Genomic DNA, 19,199 nt, shown 5'->3' with positions numbered 1-19,199 from the left:
AGGCAGTTTCTGAATACTTAATTTTTAAGTGAAATGTAAATACAATGAATAGTGTAGCTATATTTACATCTTTCAAAGTGTAATGAGAAGTTTCGGAGTTGGTATACGTAATTTAGCCCTGTGTCTGGACTTAGATGTTACTATTAAACCCAACGTAAGGCTGGTAAATACCTTGCAGTTTAAATTAAAGTTTCTTATTGATGTTTAATATGGGACATATGATGAGTGTGGAATATAATAAATATGAAAGTTTCAATAATAACTATAAATTATAATAACTCTGATGGGTTAGAAAGAACTATCATTAGTGTGCTTTCTCAAAAATATAAAAATATGGAGTTAATAATTGTTGATGGTGGTTCTACAGACTCATCATTATCAATACTTGAAAAATATAAAGATAGAATCGATGTGATTATAAGTGAGAAAGACGACGGGGTTTACGACGCCATGAATAAAGGTATTGATGTATCGTCTGGGAAATGGATTAATTTTATGAATAGTGGCGATGTTTTCCATCGAAATGAAACTGTTGAAAATATATTTAAATATCCTATAAAATCGGATGTTAAATTAATTTATGGTACTCAGTATAAAAATGGCTTAATAAGTTCTGTATTACCTAGTCAATTTTTAGAACTAGGTATTATCCATGCTTGTCATCAAGCGATGTTTTTTGATTCAAATATTCGCTACAACTTGGAATATTCAGTCTACTCTGATTATGATCTAGTTGCTCGTATTTACAAAACAAACCCATCTTCATTGTTATATATAAACGAAGTTATTTGTGAATTTGAAGGCGGGGGTATTTCATCTGTTGTATCTAAAGAGAAAAGGTTAGATAAATACAAATCTATCTATAAAAACTTTGGGTTTAAAAATGTATTAGCATCTATTGTTTATATGATTTCTAATAAATTAATTAAAAAGTGACGCAATGAAAATTCATATTATTCAGCCTGCCGTACCTAAATATCGGATCCCTTTTTTTGAAAAGATCATGTCGTTGTACCGAGTGAAAATTTATGCAACTGAATCTGACTTTTTAGGTGTGAATACAGTTTTCAAATCAAAGGATTTGTCTTTATCTTCGGGTTTTATTCATTTTTTAGAACGCCTTTATTGGCATAAGAATTTACCTCTTTTTTCTCCTTATAAAAAGAATGATATTGTTATTATTAATGGTAATCCGAGAATATTGAACTACATGTTACTTTTCGTTATTTTACGTATGCGAGGTATCAAGACTGTTTGGTGGGGACATGGTTGGTCCGCTGGTAGTTTTGGTTTGATGGCGAAGATACGTATCAAGTTAATGAAATTGGCGAGTGCTATATTAGTTTATACTGATAAAGAAAAAGAACAGCTTTCTAAACCTAACTGTTACGCGTTAAACAATGGCTTAGACTCATCTGAAATAAAAGAATGTATTAAGACTATTTCTATAACAAGGGAGATAAATACCCCTCAATTTAATTTAGTATTTGTTGGTAGAATTACTGATAAAGCTAACTTTAATCTGTTATTAAAGTCTATTAGTATGGTTAATAAAAATGTACATTTAAATGTTATCGGTTCAGGAGAACGAATTGATTACTACAAAACGATGGCTGATGAGATTGGAATAACAGATCGGGTGCATTGGTATGGTGCGATATTTGATGAGATGGGCATTGCTAGAATCATGCTTTCATCACATGCGTTTATTTATACTGGTTCTGTGGGTTTAAGCCTAATACATGCATTTAATTATGGTTTGCCGGCAATAATTCACTCTAGTGAAAGCTACCATATGCCAGAGTTTTCCGCTTTTAAAAAGGATATTAATGGTATCAGTTTTAAAAAAAATAATGTGGATGATTTAAGAGCGAAAATAAATCAACTTTCGTCATTTGATGCTTTGGCATATACAGTAATGTCAAACAATGCTTTTAAAACAGTTACAGACTCTTATAATGTTGAAAATATGGTGTTCAGATTTAAAAACATGATTGAGGAACTTAATAAATAATATTTTTTGATTCACCACTTAAGTATGCCTGTTTTAATTGTTTATTTGGAGTTTATTATGAGAATAAATTTAATATCTTTTTCCGATAAAAGAGGGGGCGCAGCAATAGCTGCTGACAAACAATACCAACTAATTAAAAATAAATACGATGTTAAATTCATTGTTGCAGAAAAAAAATCGTCTGAGTTGAATATTTCTGGGCCCAATAAATTCAGTTATTATGTTCATTTATTTTTAAGGTGTATCAGTTTTTTATTATGTAAATTACAAAAGTCTAACAATAAAACTAAGCACTCCCTTAACATATTTAGTTCAATGCATGTCGCTAATGCTATTGACCATGATGCTGACATAATTCATCTACATTGGTTTAATAATGAAACCTGTTCTTTGCGGCGATTAAATACATGGTTTGGCCGATATAAAAGTCGATTTTTCATTACATTGCACGATGACTGGTTTTTTAGTGGTTCTGAGCATTATAGCTTAGACCCTACTCGATATATCAATGGTTATTTATCAACAAACAATAATGTTAGAGGTTTAGATTTAGATAAGTGGGTATTTAATCGTAAATTACGTCTGAAAAGTTCTTTGACAAAAAACCATGTGATTTTTACAGCTCCTTCGGTGTGGATGGTTGAGAGAGCAAAATCAAGCTTCCTTTTGAATGACCTCACCGTTAAGTATTTACCTAATATTATCGATGTAGATATTTTTAAACCAAAGCCTATCAAAGTAGCACGAGATTTTTTGTTCGTGCCTATGGACAAGATGGTTATTTGTTTTGGTGCAATTGGAGGTACATCTAATTATCTTAAAGGTTATGATCTACTGACTGATGCACTTAATCAACTGAAAGGGTTCAAAACGGATTTAAATATTCATTTACTTATTTTTGGAGGTGAAAAAAAATTGGAAACTAGTTTTTTAGGTTTTGATGTTACTTATACAGGGCATGTATCAGATCCTTCTCAACTTGCAAGTATATATTCAGCTTCAGACGTGGTTATTGTGCCCTCTCGCATCGAATCATTTGGGCAAGTTGCAGCTGAAAGTTTAGCATGTGAGACACCTGTTGTTTGTTTTAATAACTCTGCGGTTGCAGAAATCGTAGACGATGGATTATCTGGCTTTACAGTAGAGGCTTTTAACACTTCTGATTTAGCCCTTAAAATCGCTAAAATATTGTCTTTACCTCAAAAGAAAAGAAGTTTGTTTGGTAAGTTTGGCAGAAAAAAAATACTTGAAAATTATTCATCAAAAGTTGTTTTACCTATTCTAGATGAAATTTATAATACTAATACAATTGATTAAGGTTGTTCAAAATGAAAAAAGCATTAATTACCGGTGTAACAGGCCAAGATGGCTCATACTTGGCTGAATTACTATTAGAAAAAGGCTATGAAGTACACGGTATTAAACGCCGTGCATCATCGTTAAATACCGAACGTCTTGACCATATTTATCAAGATAACCATGAAAAAAATCAAAAATTTTTCTTACATTATGGTGATTTAACCGATTCGTCAAACCTGACGCGTATTATTAAAGATGTGCAACCTGACGAAGTCTATAACTTAGGCGCTCAGTCTCACGTTGCCGTTTCTTTTGAATGCCCAGAATACACTGCCGATGTTGATGCAATGGGGACGTTACGCTTATTAGAGGCGATTCGTTTCTTAGGCTTAGAGAAAAAGACTAAATTCTATCAGGCATCAACGTCTGAGCTTTACGGTGAAGTACAAGAAATTCCACAACGTGAAACCACCCCATTTCATCCGCGTTCACCGTACGCAGTTGCAAAAATGTACGCGTACTGGATTGTTGTGAACTACCGTGAATCTTATGGTATGTATGCGTGTAACGGTATTCTATTCAACCATGAATCTCCACGCCGTGGTGAAACATTCGTAACACGTAAAATTACTCGTGCAATTGCTAACATCTCTCAAGGCTTAGAGCCATGTTTATATCTTGGTAACATGGACGCACTACGCGATTGGGGTCATGCAAAAGACTACGTTCGCATGCAGTGGATGATGTTACAACAAGGTGTGGCTGACGATTTCGTTATTGCAACGGGTAAGCAAATCTCAGTTCGTGAATTTGTTCGTATCTCAGCACAAAACGTGGGTATCGAACTTGAGTTCACTGGTGAAGGTGTTGATGAAATCGCAACAGTTGTAAGCATTACGGGTGATAACGCCAAAGGTGTATCAGTCGGTGATGTTATTGTGAAAGTTGATACGCGTTATTTCCGCCCTGCGGAAGTTGAAACATTGCTTGGCGACCCATCGAAAGCCAAAGAGATATTAGGCTGGGAGCCACAAATCACCGTTGAAGAAATGTGTGCTGAAATGGTTGAAAACGACTTGGCTAAAGCAAAGCAACACGCATTACTTAAAGCGCACGGTTATTCTATTTCTGTAACAAAAGAAAGTTAATCATGAAAAAACGTATTTATGTAGCAGGTCATCGCGGTATGGTTGGTTCGGCTATCGTGCGTCAACTACAGGCGCAAGGTGATGTTGAGCTTGTATTGAGAACCCGCAGTGAGCTTGATTTAACCAATCAAGCAGCTGTGAATGCATTTTTTTCAGCGGAGTCTATTGACCAAGTGTATCTCGCTGCAGCGAAAGTTGGTGGTATAGCGGGTAACAATACTTATCCTGCAGACTTCATTTATGAAAATTTGATGATTCAAAGTAACATCATTAATGCTGCGCATAACGCCAACGTACAAGACTTATTGTTTTTAGGATCATCGTGTATCTACCCACGACTTGCACCGCAACCAATGGCTGAATCAACCTTGTTAACCGGTACGCTCGAACCAACCAATGAACCTTATGCAGTTGCCAAAATTGCCGGTATTAAATTGTGTGAGTCTTACAATCGTCAACACGGTCGTAACTACCGCAGTGTAATGCCGACTAACTTGTATGGTCCAAATGATAACTTCCATCCGGAAAACTCGCATGTTATTCCTGCCTTGTTACGTCGTTTCCACGAAGCCGCGTTAAACAATGACAGTGAGGTTATTGCATGGGGCAGTGGTAAGCCAATGCGTGAATTCTTATATGTGGATGACATGGCATCAGCGTCTATCTATGTGATGAACCTAACGCAAGATACGTATGCTGAAAATACCGACACGATGTTAAGTCATATTAACGTCGGCACGGGTGTTGATTGCACGATTCGTGAACTTGTTGAAACGGTTGCGAAGGTAACAGGCTTTAACGGCGAAATCGTCTTTGATAGCAGTAAACCAGATGGTGCACCACGTAAATTAATGAACGTAGACCGTTTAGCTAATTTGGGTTGGTGTTATCAGGTAGATTTAGAATCCGGCTTACAAAGTGCTTATCAGTGGTTCCTTGATAATCAAGATTCGTTTAGGAAATAGAAGCAGGGAGAAAGTTTGAAAGGTGCAAGGTCAAAGTCATAGGCCCTGCTGTATCCTTTCTCTTTTCTCCTCGGAGATTTATGTTTTTAGATAACAATACATTTGCAACTGTTATCGATTCAACACCGCTTATCTCGATTGACCTTGTGGTTAAAAACCCACAGGGTCAAGCGTTACTCGGGTTTAGAACCAATCGACCAGCGCAAGGTTATTGGTTTGTACCTGGCGGCCGTATTCAAAAAGATGAATCGATGCAAACTGCATTCACACGACTTTGTCAGCATGAACTCGGACTAACTTGTTCTATTGAGCAAGCTACATTACTTGGCCCTTTTGAACATTTTTATGATGACAGTGTATTCGGCGAACAGCTCTCAACGCATTATGTGGTATTAGGTTACGAAATAACAGTTGATGAGTCTCAGTTGTCACTGCCTACAGAGCAGCACAGTCAATACCAATGGTTGGATGTTACAACGTTACTAACACAAGCTGACGTACATCAACACAGTAAGTGGTATTTTACTTAGCGTCAAAAATTGATGTTAAGAATCAATTTCCATATTCAATTATTTAAAAATAAAAAGTTAAGGTTTATTATGATTTTACCGGTAATCATGTCAGGCGGTAGCGGTTCACGCTTATGGCCTTTATCTCGCGCTCTGCACCCAAAGCAATTTTTAGCATTATTAAACGAAAATACCTTATTACAAGAAACGATTAATCGTCTTGATAATAGTAAATGCTTAAACCCGTTGATTATTTGTAATAACGAACACCGTTTTATTGTTGCAGAGCAGTTGCGTACTAATAATACCGTGGCAGGTGACATTATCCTTGAACCTATGGGCAAGAACACTGCACCAGCAATTACACTGGCTGCATTGGCTGCAGTCGCTAAAGGTGATGACCCTTTATTATTGGTATTAGCCGCTGACCACGTGATTAAAGATGTTGCCGCATTTCAACAAGCTGTGCTGGATGCCAAAGTCTTTGCCGCGCAAGGTAAGCTCGTTACCTTTGGTATCGTGCCGACGCATGCTGAAACAGGTTATGGGTACATTAAGCAAGGAGCTAAACATGCAGGCAATGAAGCGATTGGCTTTGATGTTGATAGCTTTGTAGAAAAACCAAATCTAACAACAGCACAAACCTACCTAGATTCAGGTGAGTATCTGTGGAATAGCGGCATGTTCATGTTTAAAGCCTCACGCTATCTTGAAGAGCTGGCTAAATTCTCACCGGATATGTTCGCGATATGCACACAATCTTATGAGCATAAAACACAAGACTTAGACTTCACCCGCATTAGCGCTGATATCTTTGCCCAATGTCCTGAAGACTCTGTTGATTACGCAGTGATGGAACCTCTTTGTAAAGCTGAAGGCTCTGATGCTATCGTCGTGCCAATGAATGCAGGTTGGAGTGATGTCGGTTCATTCTCATCATTATGGGAAGTGAGTGAGAAAGATGAGAATAGTAATGTTAATCACGGTGATGTCATCTCGCACAATACCACTAATTCATACATTAATGCCGGTCATAAACTTGTAACGACGGTTGGTATTGATAACTTAGTGATAGTTGAAACTAAAGATGCGTTATTAGTCGCTTGTAAAGACCAGGTTCAAGATGTGAAAACCATCGTTGAAAAGTTAAAAGCACAAGATCGCTACGAGTTCAAACATCAACGAGAAGTGTTCCGTCCTTGGGGGAAATATGATTCCCTTGATTTTGGTGAGCGTGACCAAGTCAAGCGTATTACGGTTAATCCGGGTGCTAAATTATCGATTCAAATGCACCATCACAGAGCTGAGCATTGGATTGTTGTATCAGGCACGGCAAGTGTTACTAACGGTGATAAAACGTTCTTAGTGACAGAGAATGAATCGACGTATATTCCATTAGGCCAAATTCACGCATTAGAAAATCCGGGTGTATTACCACTTGAATTGATTGAAGTGCAAACAGGCTCGTACCTTGGTGAGGATGATATTGTTCGTTTTGATGATAAATATGGTCGCGTTTAAGCTAAGGTAAACTTAGTTCTGGGAAATAGTAATGAAAGTTTCGATTATCACTGCAACTTATAATAGTGCAGCAACCATTAACGATACGTTAGAGTCATTGAATAAGCAAAGTTATAAAAATATAGAGTACATTATTATTGACGGTGCTTCAAGCGATAATACGCTGGAAGTCATCAAGCAACAATGTCCACGTGTGACAACCATAATCAGTGAACCTGATAAGGGTATTTATGATGCCTTGAATAAAGGTATTAAAGCGGCTACTGGTGATATTATCGGATACCTTCATTCTGATGATTTATTTGCTTATCCTGACGCAGTTAAAGATATTGTTGCAACCTTTAATGAGCAGCATACTGATGCTGTTTATGCTGATCTACAATACGTCAATAAAGATAATATCAATACTATTGTACGTTTATGGCAATCCGGTACATACAATAGAAAGAAACTAACCAAAGGTTGGATGCCACCTCATCCAACCTTTTATATGAAACGTACTTGTTATGAGCAATTTGGAATGTTTGACTTATCTTTTAAAATTGCGGCTGATTACGACTCTATTTTACGTTATTTATGGCAGAACAAGGTGTCAATAAGTTATTTGCCTAAAGTGACCATAAAAATGCGAGTGGGTGGGGCAAGTAATCGAGATTTAAAAAATATAATCTTAAAAACGAAAGAAGATATTCGAGCATTAAAAAATAGTCGTATTTCTTGGGTTCAAGCTGTTGTTATTAAAAACGTATCTAAAATTCCACAATTTTTTAAGAGATAATTATGATGTTAATCAGTTCTAATGAAATACAACAATCAGGCATACAATTTGGCACTAGTGGTGCTCGTGGTTTAGTTACTGAATTTACTGTGAATACTTGCGCAGCATTTACCCATGCTTTTATTAGCTGTATGAAAAAGCAATTTACATTTAAGCAAGTCGCTATCGCGATTGATAATAGACCTAGCAGTCCCGCGATGGCACAAGCATGCATTAAAGCATTAGATCAACTTGGTATTGAAGCTATTTATTATGGTGTTGTTCCAACACCCGCGTTAGCTTATGTATCAATGCAAAATAACATACCGAGCATAATGGTCACTGGTAGTCATATTCCTTTTGATCGTAACGGCCTTAAATTTTATCGTCCCGACGGTGAGATAAGTAAATCTGATGAAGGAGATATCTTAAATGCCGAGGCTGAATTTGACGCTATTTCTGAACTGCCTGAATTAGTAACAAATACGAAAGCTGCTGTCGACTATATTGAGCGATATACCTCTTTATTTGATAGCACATTACTTGCGGGTAAACGCGTTGGTATTTATGAGCATTCTAGCGCAGGTCGTGATCTGTATGCCGATATGTTTGTTGCGCTTGGAGCAGATGTGGTTGCACTTGAGCGTAGTGATGAATTTGTACCTATTGATACTGAAGCCGTATCAGAAGGGGACAAACTAAAAGCGAAAAATTGGTCAGCACAATACAATCTCGATTTTATCTTCTCTACTGATGGTGATGGAGACCGCCCGTTAGTTGCGGATGAAAATGGTGATTGGCTGCGTGGTGATGTACTAGGTTTATTATGTGCTAATGCGATGAATATAGAAGCATTAGCTGTACCCGTGAGCTGTAATACCGCAATTGAAAATTGTGAGTTATTTAATCATGTCACGCGTACTAAAATCGGCTCACCATATGTCATCGCTGAATTTGAAGCATTAGCTAAAGATTATGATTCGATTGCTGGTTTTGAGGCTAATGGTGGTTTCTTATTAGGTTCTGATGTTGTTGTTAATAACAAACTAGTTAAAGCATTACCAACGCGCGATGCTGTATTACCTGCATTAATGTTGTTAGCTGCAGCAAGTGAAATGAATATCTCAGCGTTAGTTAACGCATTACCACAACGAATAACTCACAGTGATCGTATTCAAAATTTTGTAACAGAAAAAAGCTTAGCTATTTTAAAAGTTGCGAAAGAACAACCGGATCATTTCTTAGCTAAATTAGGTTTTTCTGAGTTAGTTGTAGCTGAAGTCAATATTACCGATGGTTTGCGGTTGACATTAATGACGGGTGATATTATCCATTTCCGTCCGTCGGGTAATGCACCTGAACTACGTTGTTATGCGGAATCAAATTCAATAGAACAAGCGCAATATTTAGTGAACCATGCATTGCAGCAGATCCAATTAATTAGTATCACAGCCTAAGAATAGCGCTGTATAGAGGGAATTAGAATGAAAATAGCCATTGCCGGAACTGGTTATGTAGGCTTATCAAATGCGATGTTACTTGCGCAGTATAATGAAGTGATTGCCGTTGATCTTATTGAAGAAAAAATAAATCTATTAAATCAGAAAAAATCACCGATTTCTGATGTTGAAATTGAAGATTTTTTGAAGAATAAAGATCTTGATTTCACTGCGACACTGGATAAGCAACTTGCTTACCAAAATGCTGATTATGTGATAATCGCTACACCAACAGATTATGACGTGGAAAATAATTATTTCAATACATCATCAGTTGAGTCTGTGATTAAAGACGTGATGGCTATCAACCCTAAGGCGGTTATGGTAATAAAATCCACTGTGCCAGTGGGTTACACGCAGCGTATTAAGCAAGAGCTAGGTTGTGACTATTTGATATTCTCACCTGAGTTTTTACGTGAAGGTCGAGCGTTATACGACAACTTGCATCCGTCTCGCATTATTGTCGGTGAATGCAGTGAGCGTGCAGAAACTTTTGCTGGTTTACTCGTCCAAGGCGCAGTAAAAGAAGACATTCAGGTATTGTTTACTGGCTCAACAGAAGCTGAAGCGGTTAAGCTATTTTCTAATACTTACCTTGCAATGCGCGTGGCTTATTTCAATGAACTAGATTCTTATGCTGAATCACATGATTTGAATACACGTCAAATTATTGAAGGGGTAGGCTTAGACCCTCGTATTGGTGATCATTATAACAACCCCTCATTCGGTTATGGTGGTTATTGTTTACCTAAAGATACTAAACAATTACGAGCCAATTATTCGGACGTACCAAATAGTATTATTGGCGCAATTGTTGATGCAAATACTATGCGTAAAGATTTTGTTGCGAGTGCCATCTTAAAGCGCAATCCAAAGCGTGTAGGGATCTATCGTTTAATCATGAAATCCGGTTCTGATAATTTCCGTGCTTCAAGTATCCAAGGCATTATGAAGCGTCTGAAAGCCAAAGGTGTTGAAGTGGTCATTTATGAACCGGTACTCAATGAGTCTGAGTTCTTCCACTCTGTGGTAATAAAGGACTTAAATGAATTCAAAGCAACATCAGATGTCATCGTATCTAATCGTATGGCTGAAGAGCTTCTTGATGTTGCAGATAAAGTTTATACCCGTGATCTTTTTGGTTCTGATTAACTTAAAACTTAAAACTTAAAACTTAAAACTTAAAACTTAAAACTTAAAACTCGGAAGTTATAATGATTAAAAAATGTCTATTTCCTGCAGCAGGTTACGGAACTCGATTCCTGCCTGCAACTAAATCAATGCCAAAAGAAATGATGCCAGTGGTTAACAAACCATTAATTGAATACGGCGTTGAAGAAGCGATCAGTGCAGGTATGACCGGTATGTGTATTGTTACTGGTCGTGGTAAGCACTCGCTAATGGATCATTTTGATAAAAACTACGAACTTGAAGATCAAATTCAAGGTACTAACAAAGAAGACTTGTTAGACGATATTCGTAGTATTATCGATGCAGCGCAGTTCACTTATATTCGCCAACGTGAAATGAAGGGCTTAGGTCATGCAATTCTAACGGGTCGCGAATTGGTGGGAGATGAACCATTCGCGGTGGTACTTGCTGACGACTTATGTGTGAATGAAGAGAAAGGTGTACTCGAGCAAATGGTTGCTTTGTACAACCAGTTCCGTTGTTCGATTGTTGCTGTAGAAGAAGTACCTGCAGGTGAAACCCATAAATATGGTGTGATCGCTGGCGATGAGATCCGTGAAGATCTATTTCGTGTGACGAACATGGTAGAAAAACCGGCATCAGGTACCGAACCAAGTAATCTAGCCATTATTGGGCGTTATATCTTAACCCCAGATATTTTTGAATTCATCGAAAACACAGAACCAGGTAAAGGCGGTGAGATCCAAATTACAGATGCATTGTTAAAACAAGCACAACAAGGTTGTGTGATTGCCTATAAGTTTAAAGGTAAACGTTTTGACTGTGGTTCAGTAGATGGTTATATCGATGCGATAAACTACTGTTACGATAATGTTTATTTAAAAGACGACAAAGCGGAATTAGATAAAGCGAAAACTGAAAGAAAATCAGCTTAATCTCTTCTTTTATTCACACTCAGAGCTGAATGTGTAGCGGTATAGTACCATATTCAGTTCTGATTATTATTTTATGGCTACCGTCCATTAATCACTGCACATTTTTAATTTCATATTGTTTACTTTCAATTTATTCACTATTATTTAACCATTAAAACCCATGCCTACTTTCTTTTAGGTATACTAGCTATCAATTATACTCATCTTATTTTAAATTTATCAAGGTTATAAAAAGCATGTTAATCGAACTCGGTTTTGTTTTCTTTTTCTCTTTAGTGACGCTATTTACCATGCGTAAAGTAGCAAAAGGAATAGGTTTGGTTGATAAGCCAAATGCACGTAAACATCACAGCGGTGCTATTCCCTTGGTTGGTGGTATTACGATTTGTATTTCGTTTATGTATTTCTTATTTAATAATCCGGAGCTATTACCGAACTACCGTTTGTTCATGCTATCTATTTTTATCCTAACCCTTGTCGGTGCCTTGGATGATAAATATGACCTGAGTTTCAAAATACGTTTTGTTGTACAAGCAGGATTATCTGTTGCTATGATGTCAGTAGCGGATATTCAGTTACATACGTTGGGTGATATGCTTGGTTTTGGGAATATTGACTTAGGTATGATTGGCTACGTTGTGACAGTGATCGCTGTGGTCGGCGCAATTAACGCCTTTAACATGGTTGATGGTATTGATGGCTTGCTAGGTGGATTATCTATGGTTACGCTTGGTGGTTTAGGCTTTATACTTAGCTTTGATGGACAAGCTAATCTAGCTTATTTATGTTTAGTACTTATTGTTATCATCTTACCTTACGTTCTTTTCAACCTCGGTTTTTTAGGGCGTGAACGTAAAGTGTTTATGGGGGATGCGGGAAGTATGTTAATAGGATTTACGGTTATTTGGTTTTTATTATTATCAACACAACAAGGTGAAGCACCATTACGCCCAGTTACCGCGTTATGGCTAATTGCTGTACCATTAATGGATATGGCTGCTATTATGATCCGTCGTATTCGCCGTGGCGACTCCCCGTTCAAACCCGATCGAGAACACCTACACCACATCTTCCAACGGTTAGGATTAGACAATACCCAAAACTTATGCGTTATCTGCGCGATTGCCATCGCTTATGCTTCGTTTGGTATTTATGCTGAAATCGTCGGTATACCGGAATACATCATGCTGATATTGTTTTTGGTTTGCTTTTTTATCTACCAATTATTATTATCTAAGATTTGGGTTATTACTGCAAAGATTCGTACTTGGCGTAATAGCTAAGCTTGTAACTATTTGTTATAAAGCGATACAGATAGATGTATCGCGATTGCGTTTAATACTTGGGGTCAAGACTCGAATATCAATGTAGCTCTATTCATAAATAGATAGCTAAATAGAACCGGAGCAGTTTATGGCAATATTAGTCACTGGTGGCGCTGGCTATATCGGTAGCCACACCGTATTGGAATTATTAAACAGCAATCAAGATGTCGTTGTGATTGATAATCTGTGTAATTCAAGTGATGAATCATTAATTCGTGTTAAATCTATCACAGGTAAGTCGGTGACCTTCTATCAAGGTGATGTAGTCGATAGTGAGTTACTTACGCAGATATTTACCACGTACACTATTGATGCTGTGATCCACTTTGCTGGTTTAAAAGCGGTAGGGGAATCTAATCAGATTCCGTTAACGTATTATCGTAATAACATTGCTGCGACAATAAACATCCTAGAAGTGATGGCAACGAACAATGTGAAGAACTTTGTGTTTAGTTCTTCTGCCACAGTGTATGGTGAACCGGCGTCTGTACCGATTGATGAAAGCTTTCCAACGTCGGCAACAAACCCGTATGGCCGCTCGAAATTAATGGTCGAAGAAATTCTTGCCGATCTATATAAATCAGACAACAGCTGGAACATTGCCCGTTTACGTTATTTTAACCCTGTCGGCTCACATGATAGTGGTCTGATTGGTGAAGATCCAAATGATATCCCGAACAACCTAATACCTTACATCTCACAAGTCGCAGTGGGTAAACTAAAGCAGTTAAATGTATTTGGGGATGACTATGCCACCGTTGATGGTACCGGTGTGCGTGATTACATCCACGTGGTTGACTTAGCCTTAGGTCATTTAAAAGCCTTAGACAAGCTAATGACCAACCCTGGATTAGTGACGTATAACTTAGGCACTGGCCAAGGTCATAGCGTATTAGAGATGGTGAAAGCTTTTGAACTCGCTTCAGGTAAAATTGTTGCTTATCAAATCTCACCACGCCGTGAAGGCGATATAGCCCAGTGTTATGCCGCTACCGATCTGGCTGAACGTGAATTAGGTTGGAAAGCCGAGCGTAGTATTAGCGATATGATGGCTGATACTTGGCGCTGGCAATCAAATAATCCTGATGGTTACAAAGCTTAACCGTATTTTTCGTTTAACCGTACTTAAATAAGCGTATTGACCTATTACCTTCCTTGGAACCAAGCTTTAAACTAATTCGATGATTTACTTTAAAATCGATAGCCCTATTTATCGTTTAGTTAGCTTTCCAAGGATGGAACAATGCGTATATTACATCACGGGGCCGTTAATGGCGTGACTGGCTCTTGCCATCAATTGTATATGAATGACTATAATTCAGTATTGATTGATTGCGGTCTATTTCAAGGCTCTGAAGCTGTAGGTAACAATAATAAAGACCAACTATCTATCGACTTTAATGTCCGCACCATTAAAGCGCTCATCATCACCCACTGCCATATTGACCACGTTGGTCGCATCCCCTATCTATTAGCCGCAGGCTACACTGGTCCAATATACGCGACCCAAGCCACCGCAGCATTACTCCCCCTGGTTATTGGAGATGCCCTTAAAGTTGGTGTTACCCGCGATCACAAACTCATCCAAGCTTGCCTGTCATTATTAAACAACCAACTAATACCTGTGCCTTATCATAAATGGTGCTTTATTGATGTGCTGCAAATACCGCCGGAAGATATAGGCGAAGGCGAGATCTGCTATCAACGCCAAAAGATCCGTTTTTGTCCCGCAGGGCATATCCTTGGTTCTGCTTATGTCGAAATTGAACTGGCCACGGATAAACCGATTCATCGCCATAGACTAGTGTTCTCTGGTGACTTAGGCGCATCTTACAGCCCGTTATTATCTGCGCCTCGGGCACCGTATCGTGCTGACTCCCTCATTATTGAAAGTACCTATGGTGATAAGCGCCACGAACACCGCAACCAACGTAGTCAAAAGTTACAAGCCGTGATTGAACATGCGGTCAGTGATAATGGCGTAGTGTTAATCCCGGCATTCAGCATTGGCCGTACTCAAGAGTTACTCTACGAAATAGAACAGTTTATTCATGCTGCACCAGAAGGCTGTTTATGGAAAAATATCGAAATCATCGTTGACTCGCCCATGGCCGCTAATTTCACCACTAAGTACCGCGACTTTAAAGAACTCTGGGACAAAGAGGCACAAGGCATATTAAAACAAGGCCGTCATCCGCTTAACTTCGAACAACTGCACACCATAGACACTCATCAAGACCACCTTAGCGTGGTGAGTTATCTCGCCAAGTGCAACAAACCCGCTATCGTCATCGCCGCCAGTGGCATGTGCAGCGGCGGACGCATTGTCAATTACCTCACGGAGTTTCTACCTGATAGTAAAGCCAATGTGATTTTTGTTGGCTATCAAGCCAAGGGAACACCTGGTCGAGATATTCAGAAATATGGGCCCGCTGGTGGTTATGTAACGCTGAATGATAAACGCATTAGCATTAACGCTGGTATTCATACTATCAGTGGGTATTCAGCCCATGCCGATCAGCAAGATTTACTTAATTTTGTTAAACACATCAAACATCAGCCACTCGAGATACGTATAGTGCACGGGGATGAAGCGGCTAAAGCTGTGCTTGCTGAAAAGTTAGGAACATTAGTGCCAGGTGCGCGGATATTGCGGCCAATAGAGTAATGTTAGTAGATATATCTAATCTTGATATGTTGCGTGAATGAAGCTAATATATCGTCTAAATTAGTAAGGTTATTATACATAATGTCTAATTGAAAATATGGCGTTCATCTTAGGGGTGAATACTATAATTTTACTGAAAAAATCCACATGAAATAGGCTTCTAGATTTAAATGAAAATTAATACAATAACTAAATTAAATACCAATGTTAGCGGTAAACTGATACCTATATTAGCATGCCTATTTCCTATTTTATGTCTAGCATACGGGAAAGGTTATAAAGCAATACCCGCTATTTTATTGCTATTTTCTTTACCTGTTCTATTTTCAACTCCTCGTCAAACCTTAACTAAAGATACAAAAGTATTGATAGGAGCATTTTTATTTTATTTTGGTATATTTGTTTTTTCAGCGCTATTAAATGGAGATAGCTTGTCGAAATTAGATGGCCCTAGTCGATTCATTTTATGTATTCCTATTTTCATAGCCTTACTTCGTTATCCTCCTCCTTTTTCTTGGGTTTCAAACAGTATTGTCGTAGCAAGTTATATTGCTGGTACAGCGGCTCTAATTTTGGTTTTTCATTATGGTCAAGGACGTGCATTTTCGTCTGGCTATGATTTCTTTTCTAAAGGTTACATGCCGATCCAATCGGGTAATATAGCTATGACTTTTGGTATTATATGTTTGCCAATAGCCACTTACTATCTAAAAAAAACAGCACTAATTACATCCATAATATGTAGCTTTGGTGCCGCTTTTGGTATTTCCGGCAGCTATCTTTCTGGTTCACGTGGTAGCTGGATTTTTGTCCCGATTGCTATCCTATTCTTGTTATATATAAATAGAAAGTATATACAAAAAACTAAAACAACACTTGTTGCATTCATCATTATCATAGTACCAACATTGTCTATGCTTACTGTTATTAACATAACACCGACAATGCAACAGAAATCATCGCGTATCGAGCAACTTTCTCGGGAGATTGATATGTATGAAAGTGGGGAAATGCCTGAATCTGAGTCATCATCAGGTATTCGTTTAGAATTATGGCGTGATTCGGGTTATACATTTATTGAAGCACCCTTTGTAGGTGTCGGCTATGAAACGCGAAATGAGTTGAGAGCTCAACGGCAAGCTGAAGGTCTGATTAGTATTCCCTCTAACTATTTGACTGGACATGCACATAGCCAATATTTTGAAACTTTAGCTGTAAGAGGCATTCTTGGATTTATTGGATTAATGGGGATTTTCATTGCTCCCTTGTTTATTTTTAGACAATTATATCGAGATGGTAATGAACAGGTCAAAACCATTGCGCAATGTGGGGTATTAAGCGTCATTATGATGATGGGTTATTGCTTAACACAGGCAATGTTTAGACATAACTCTGGCGCTATATTTTATCCATTGATGACGGTTATTCTACTGGGTAGTGGGTTAGCCTTGGCAAAGAAAGAGGTTGAAAATTAATTTTATTATCATCAGATAAGGTACCAGCAATGAATAACAAAATATCAGTTTGCATTATTTGTAAGAATGAAGAAAAAAAGATCGAAGCATGCTTACAATCAGTAATGTGGGCGGATGAAATTGTAGTACTTGACTCGGGAAGTTCAGATGGAACACTTGCTATTGTTAAAAAATATACCGATAAAGTATTTGTACGCGAAGATTGGCCAGGCTTTGGTGAACAGAAACGTCGTGCTGAAGCCTTAGCAACTAATGACTGGATATTCTCAATTGATGCTGATGAAGTTGTTCCCGAAACATTAGCGTTAGAAATTCAAGCTGCAGTCAGTAATGCTAATACTGAACAGGTATTTAGTGTTAACCGTTTAACGCATTTTTGTGGTGAATTTGTTTATCACAGTGGTTGGTACCCGGATAAATTACCGCGTATTTATAATCGTAGTCGCTACCGTTATAATCAAAATATGGTGCATGAATCGCTAGAGTGTAAAGATGCGCCGATTACAGATTTACAGCATAATCTATTACATTATACTTTTTCTGACCTGAATGTTTATTTACAAAAACGTACTGGTTACGCTGAGGCTTGGGCGCTTGAAAAATATAATAAAGGTAAAAAAGGCTCAATGTTAAAAGGTTCATTGTCTGCTGTATTTGCTTTTATTCGCCATTATTTTTTACGTCGCGGTTTTTTAGATGGTCGTATTGGCTTTTTGATCGCTGTAATACAATTTCAATATACCTTTAACAAATATGCATTATTGAAATTTAAATATAAGGATACAAAAAAACACTAAAAGATTAGTTTATCAGCTCAAAGTAACGATATAAGTTGATATATTTTTTTCTTTTACGAATAAAGGGTATTATGTGATGCAATTATATCTTAAGGTGAAAGAACTGAATTCTGATTAAAATGTGATGCTGAAGATACAAGATAAATGGAACAGTGTGAATTTTAAAGTTAGAGTAACTTCCAAGAGTAGGTAAACCAATCCGCAGCTGGAAGGCTGCTATGGATTGGTTTATCATTGAGTTTAAAAACTGATTTTAATCGATACTTCTAAAATTGAGATTGAACTGAGGTGCCTAGCCATGACAGAAAAGCTTTAATTAAACGTTGTCATTTCCAGATCTTTTCTTGCTAAAGCTATACTTTTTTCGGTGACATTTCGAGCCCAAAACCCATATTCACTTTTAATCACTTTACATGGAACTCCAGCACTTATTGAGTTAGAAGGTATCTTGCTTGTCACAATACTACCCATCCCAACGATAGAACCATTTCCAATTGATGAGTTTTTAAGTATTTTCACATCCGTCCCGATCCAAACATGCTTTCCAATTGTTATTGCGCCATGATTATTAATTTTTTTAGAGTTAAAGTTTAGTATTGGGTGGCCATCAGAAGTCATCATCATAATACCTTTAGAGAGCAAACTTCCATCACCAATGACGATAGAGGACGGAAGGGGATCTGGCTTGTTTTCGTTTTTAACATTCTCAGAACCAGAGAATATCAAAGAAGGCTGACCAGATGCATCCGAAACGTTTAATAGCCCCTCTCCCATTGAAACTCTTTCACCAATTGCTACGTGTGAATTACTTTTTAAAATTTCAATTTTCACATTATCCAAAACGACATTGCGACCAATATATATGTGGTTATTATTTCCCACAATTTTTATATCTACTTTTCCAGAGAATCCATCCTCGATTAAAACACTGTTATTTTTTGTTTTTGATTTGAATTTTATTTTTATATTAGTTTTTCTATTTATTTTATTTATTGAGATGAAGTTATGCTCTGTTCCAGAGAAAGTGAATCTACTATTTTTAAAAAATGATTTAAACGATAAAACTAGAATTGAAAAAATACTATTTCCAACTTTTTTATCGCTATACATACTTACCAAATCTACGACGGGCATT

At 37.5% G+C, this 19,199-nt stretch carries 17 protein-coding genes; 16 read left to right on the top strand and 1 reads right to left on the bottom strand.

Annotated elements, in window-relative coordinates; genetic code table 11:
• The first annotated feature begins 243 nt into the window (after window positions 1-243).
• The 16 genes from JFU56_RS17400 to JFU56_RS17325 all read left to right on the top strand — a co-directional run bounded on the left by JFU56_RS17400 (window position 244) and on the right by JFU56_RS17325 (window position 18,064).
• Complete coding sequence (locus JFU56_RS17400) at window positions 244-936, top strand: glycosyltransferase family 2 protein (RefSeq protein WP_198438537.1); 693 nt, start codon at window positions 244-246, stop codon at window positions 934-936.
• A 4-nt stretch (window positions 937-940) separates the two neighbouring features.
• Window positions 941-2,014 (top strand): glycosyltransferase family 4 protein, encoded by a 1,074-nt coding sequence (locus JFU56_RS17395; RefSeq protein WP_198438536.1) that lies wholly within the window; start codon window positions 941-943, stop codon window positions 2,012-2,014.
• 57 nt (window positions 2,015-2,071) lie between these two features.
• Window positions 2,072-3,331 carry a glycosyltransferase gene (locus JFU56_RS17390; RefSeq protein WP_198438535.1) on the top strand — a complete coding sequence of 420 codons (1,260 nt, stop codon included), beginning with the start codon at window positions 2,072-2,074 and terminating at the stop codon, window positions 3,329-3,331.
• Window positions 3,332-3,342: 11 nt separating this feature from the next.
• The gene (gmd, locus tag JFU56_RS17385) at window positions 3,343-4,461 is read left to right on the top strand and encodes a GDP-mannose 4,6-dehydratase (protein ID WP_374221051.1); all 1,119 of its coding nucleotides are present in this window, start codon (window positions 3,343-3,345) and stop codon (window positions 4,459-4,461) included.
• Window positions 4,462-4,463: 2 nt separating this feature from the next.
• A complete protein-coding gene (locus JFU56_RS17380) occupies window positions 4,464-5,426 on the top strand; it encodes a GDP-L-fucose synthase (protein WP_305798253.1) in 963 nt (320 codons plus the stop codon).
• Window positions 5,427-5,506: 80 nt separating this feature from the next.
• A complete protein-coding gene (locus tag JFU56_RS17375; protein ID WP_198438533.1) occupies window positions 5,507-5,956 on the top strand; it encodes a GDP-mannose mannosyl hydrolase in 450 nt (149 codons plus the stop codon).
• Window positions 5,957-6,025: 69 nt separating this feature from the next.
• The gene (locus JFU56_RS17370; RefSeq protein WP_198438532.1) at window positions 6,026-7,456 is read left to right on the top strand and encodes a mannose-1-phosphate guanylyltransferase/mannose-6-phosphate isomerase; all 1,431 of its coding nucleotides are present in this window, start codon (window positions 6,026-6,028) and stop codon (window positions 7,454-7,456) included.
• A gap of 31 nt (window positions 7,457-7,487) precedes the next feature.
• Window positions 7,488-8,234, top strand: a complete 747-nt coding sequence (locus tag JFU56_RS17365; protein ID WP_198438531.1) for a glycosyltransferase family 2 protein — start codon at window positions 7,488-7,490, stop codon at window positions 8,232-8,234.
• Window positions 8,235-8,239: 5 nt separating this feature from the next.
• Window positions 8,240-9,670 (top strand): phosphomannomutase, encoded by a 1,431-nt coding sequence (locus JFU56_RS17360; protein WP_305798254.1) that lies wholly within the window; start codon window positions 8,240-8,242, stop codon window positions 9,668-9,670.
• Between the two features lie 27 nt (window positions 9,671-9,697).
• Entirely contained in the window at window positions 9,698-10,864 is a 1,167-nt protein-coding gene (locus JFU56_RS17355; protein WP_198438529.1) for a nucleotide sugar dehydrogenase, read from the top strand.
• Window positions 10,865-10,926: 62 nt separating this feature from the next.
• Window positions 10,927-11,799 (top strand): UTP--glucose-1-phosphate uridylyltransferase GalU, encoded by an 873-nt coding sequence (gene galU / locus JFU56_RS17350; RefSeq protein ID WP_198438528.1) that lies wholly within the window; start codon window positions 10,927-10,929, stop codon window positions 11,797-11,799.
• Between the two features lie 236 nt (window positions 11,800-12,035).
• Complete coding sequence (wecA, locus tag JFU56_RS17345; RefSeq protein ID WP_198438527.1) at window positions 12,036-13,082, top strand: UDP-N-acetylglucosamine--undecaprenyl-phosphate N-acetylglucosaminephosphotransferase; 1,047 nt, start codon at window positions 12,036-12,038, stop codon at window positions 13,080-13,082.
• A gap of 130 nt (window positions 13,083-13,212) precedes the next feature.
• Entirely contained in the window at window positions 13,213-14,226 is a 1,014-nt protein-coding gene (galE, locus tag JFU56_RS17340; protein ID WP_198438526.1) for a UDP-glucose 4-epimerase GalE, read from the top strand.
• A gap of 141 nt (window positions 14,227-14,367) precedes the next feature.
• The gene (locus tag JFU56_RS17335) at window positions 14,368-15,792 is read left to right on the top strand and encodes an MBL fold metallo-hydrolase RNA specificity domain-containing protein (RefSeq protein WP_198438525.1); all 1,425 of its coding nucleotides are present in this window, start codon (window positions 14,368-14,370) and stop codon (window positions 15,790-15,792) included.
• A 170-nt stretch (window positions 15,793-15,962) separates the two neighbouring features.
• Window positions 15,963-17,267: an O-antigen ligase family protein gene (locus tag JFU56_RS17330; RefSeq protein ID WP_198438524.1), complete on the top strand. Its 1,305-nt coding sequence runs from the start codon at window positions 15,963-15,965 to the stop codon at window positions 17,265-17,267.
• A 29-nt stretch (window positions 17,268-17,296) separates the two neighbouring features.
• Entirely contained in the window at window positions 17,297-18,064 is a 768-nt protein-coding gene (locus JFU56_RS17325; RefSeq protein WP_198438523.1) for a glycosyltransferase family 2 protein, read from the top strand.
• Between the two features lie 312 nt (window positions 18,065-18,376).
• Here JFU56_RS17325 and JFU56_RS17320 read toward each other — a convergent pair whose 3' ends face one another.
• The gene (locus JFU56_RS17320; protein ID WP_198438522.1) at window positions 18,377-19,198 is read right to left on the bottom strand and encodes an acyltransferase; all 822 of its coding nucleotides are present in this window, start codon (window positions 19,196-19,198) and stop codon (window positions 18,377-18,379) included.
• Window position 19,199 lies beyond the last annotated feature (1 nt).

The organism is Moritella sp. F3 (assembly GCF_015082335.1).
GTDB lineage: Bacteria > Pseudomonadota > Gammaproteobacteria > Enterobacterales > Moritellaceae > Moritella.
Note: the sequence above shows the minus strand (reverse complement) of the source record. Positions and strands in the feature narration are given on the sequence as shown.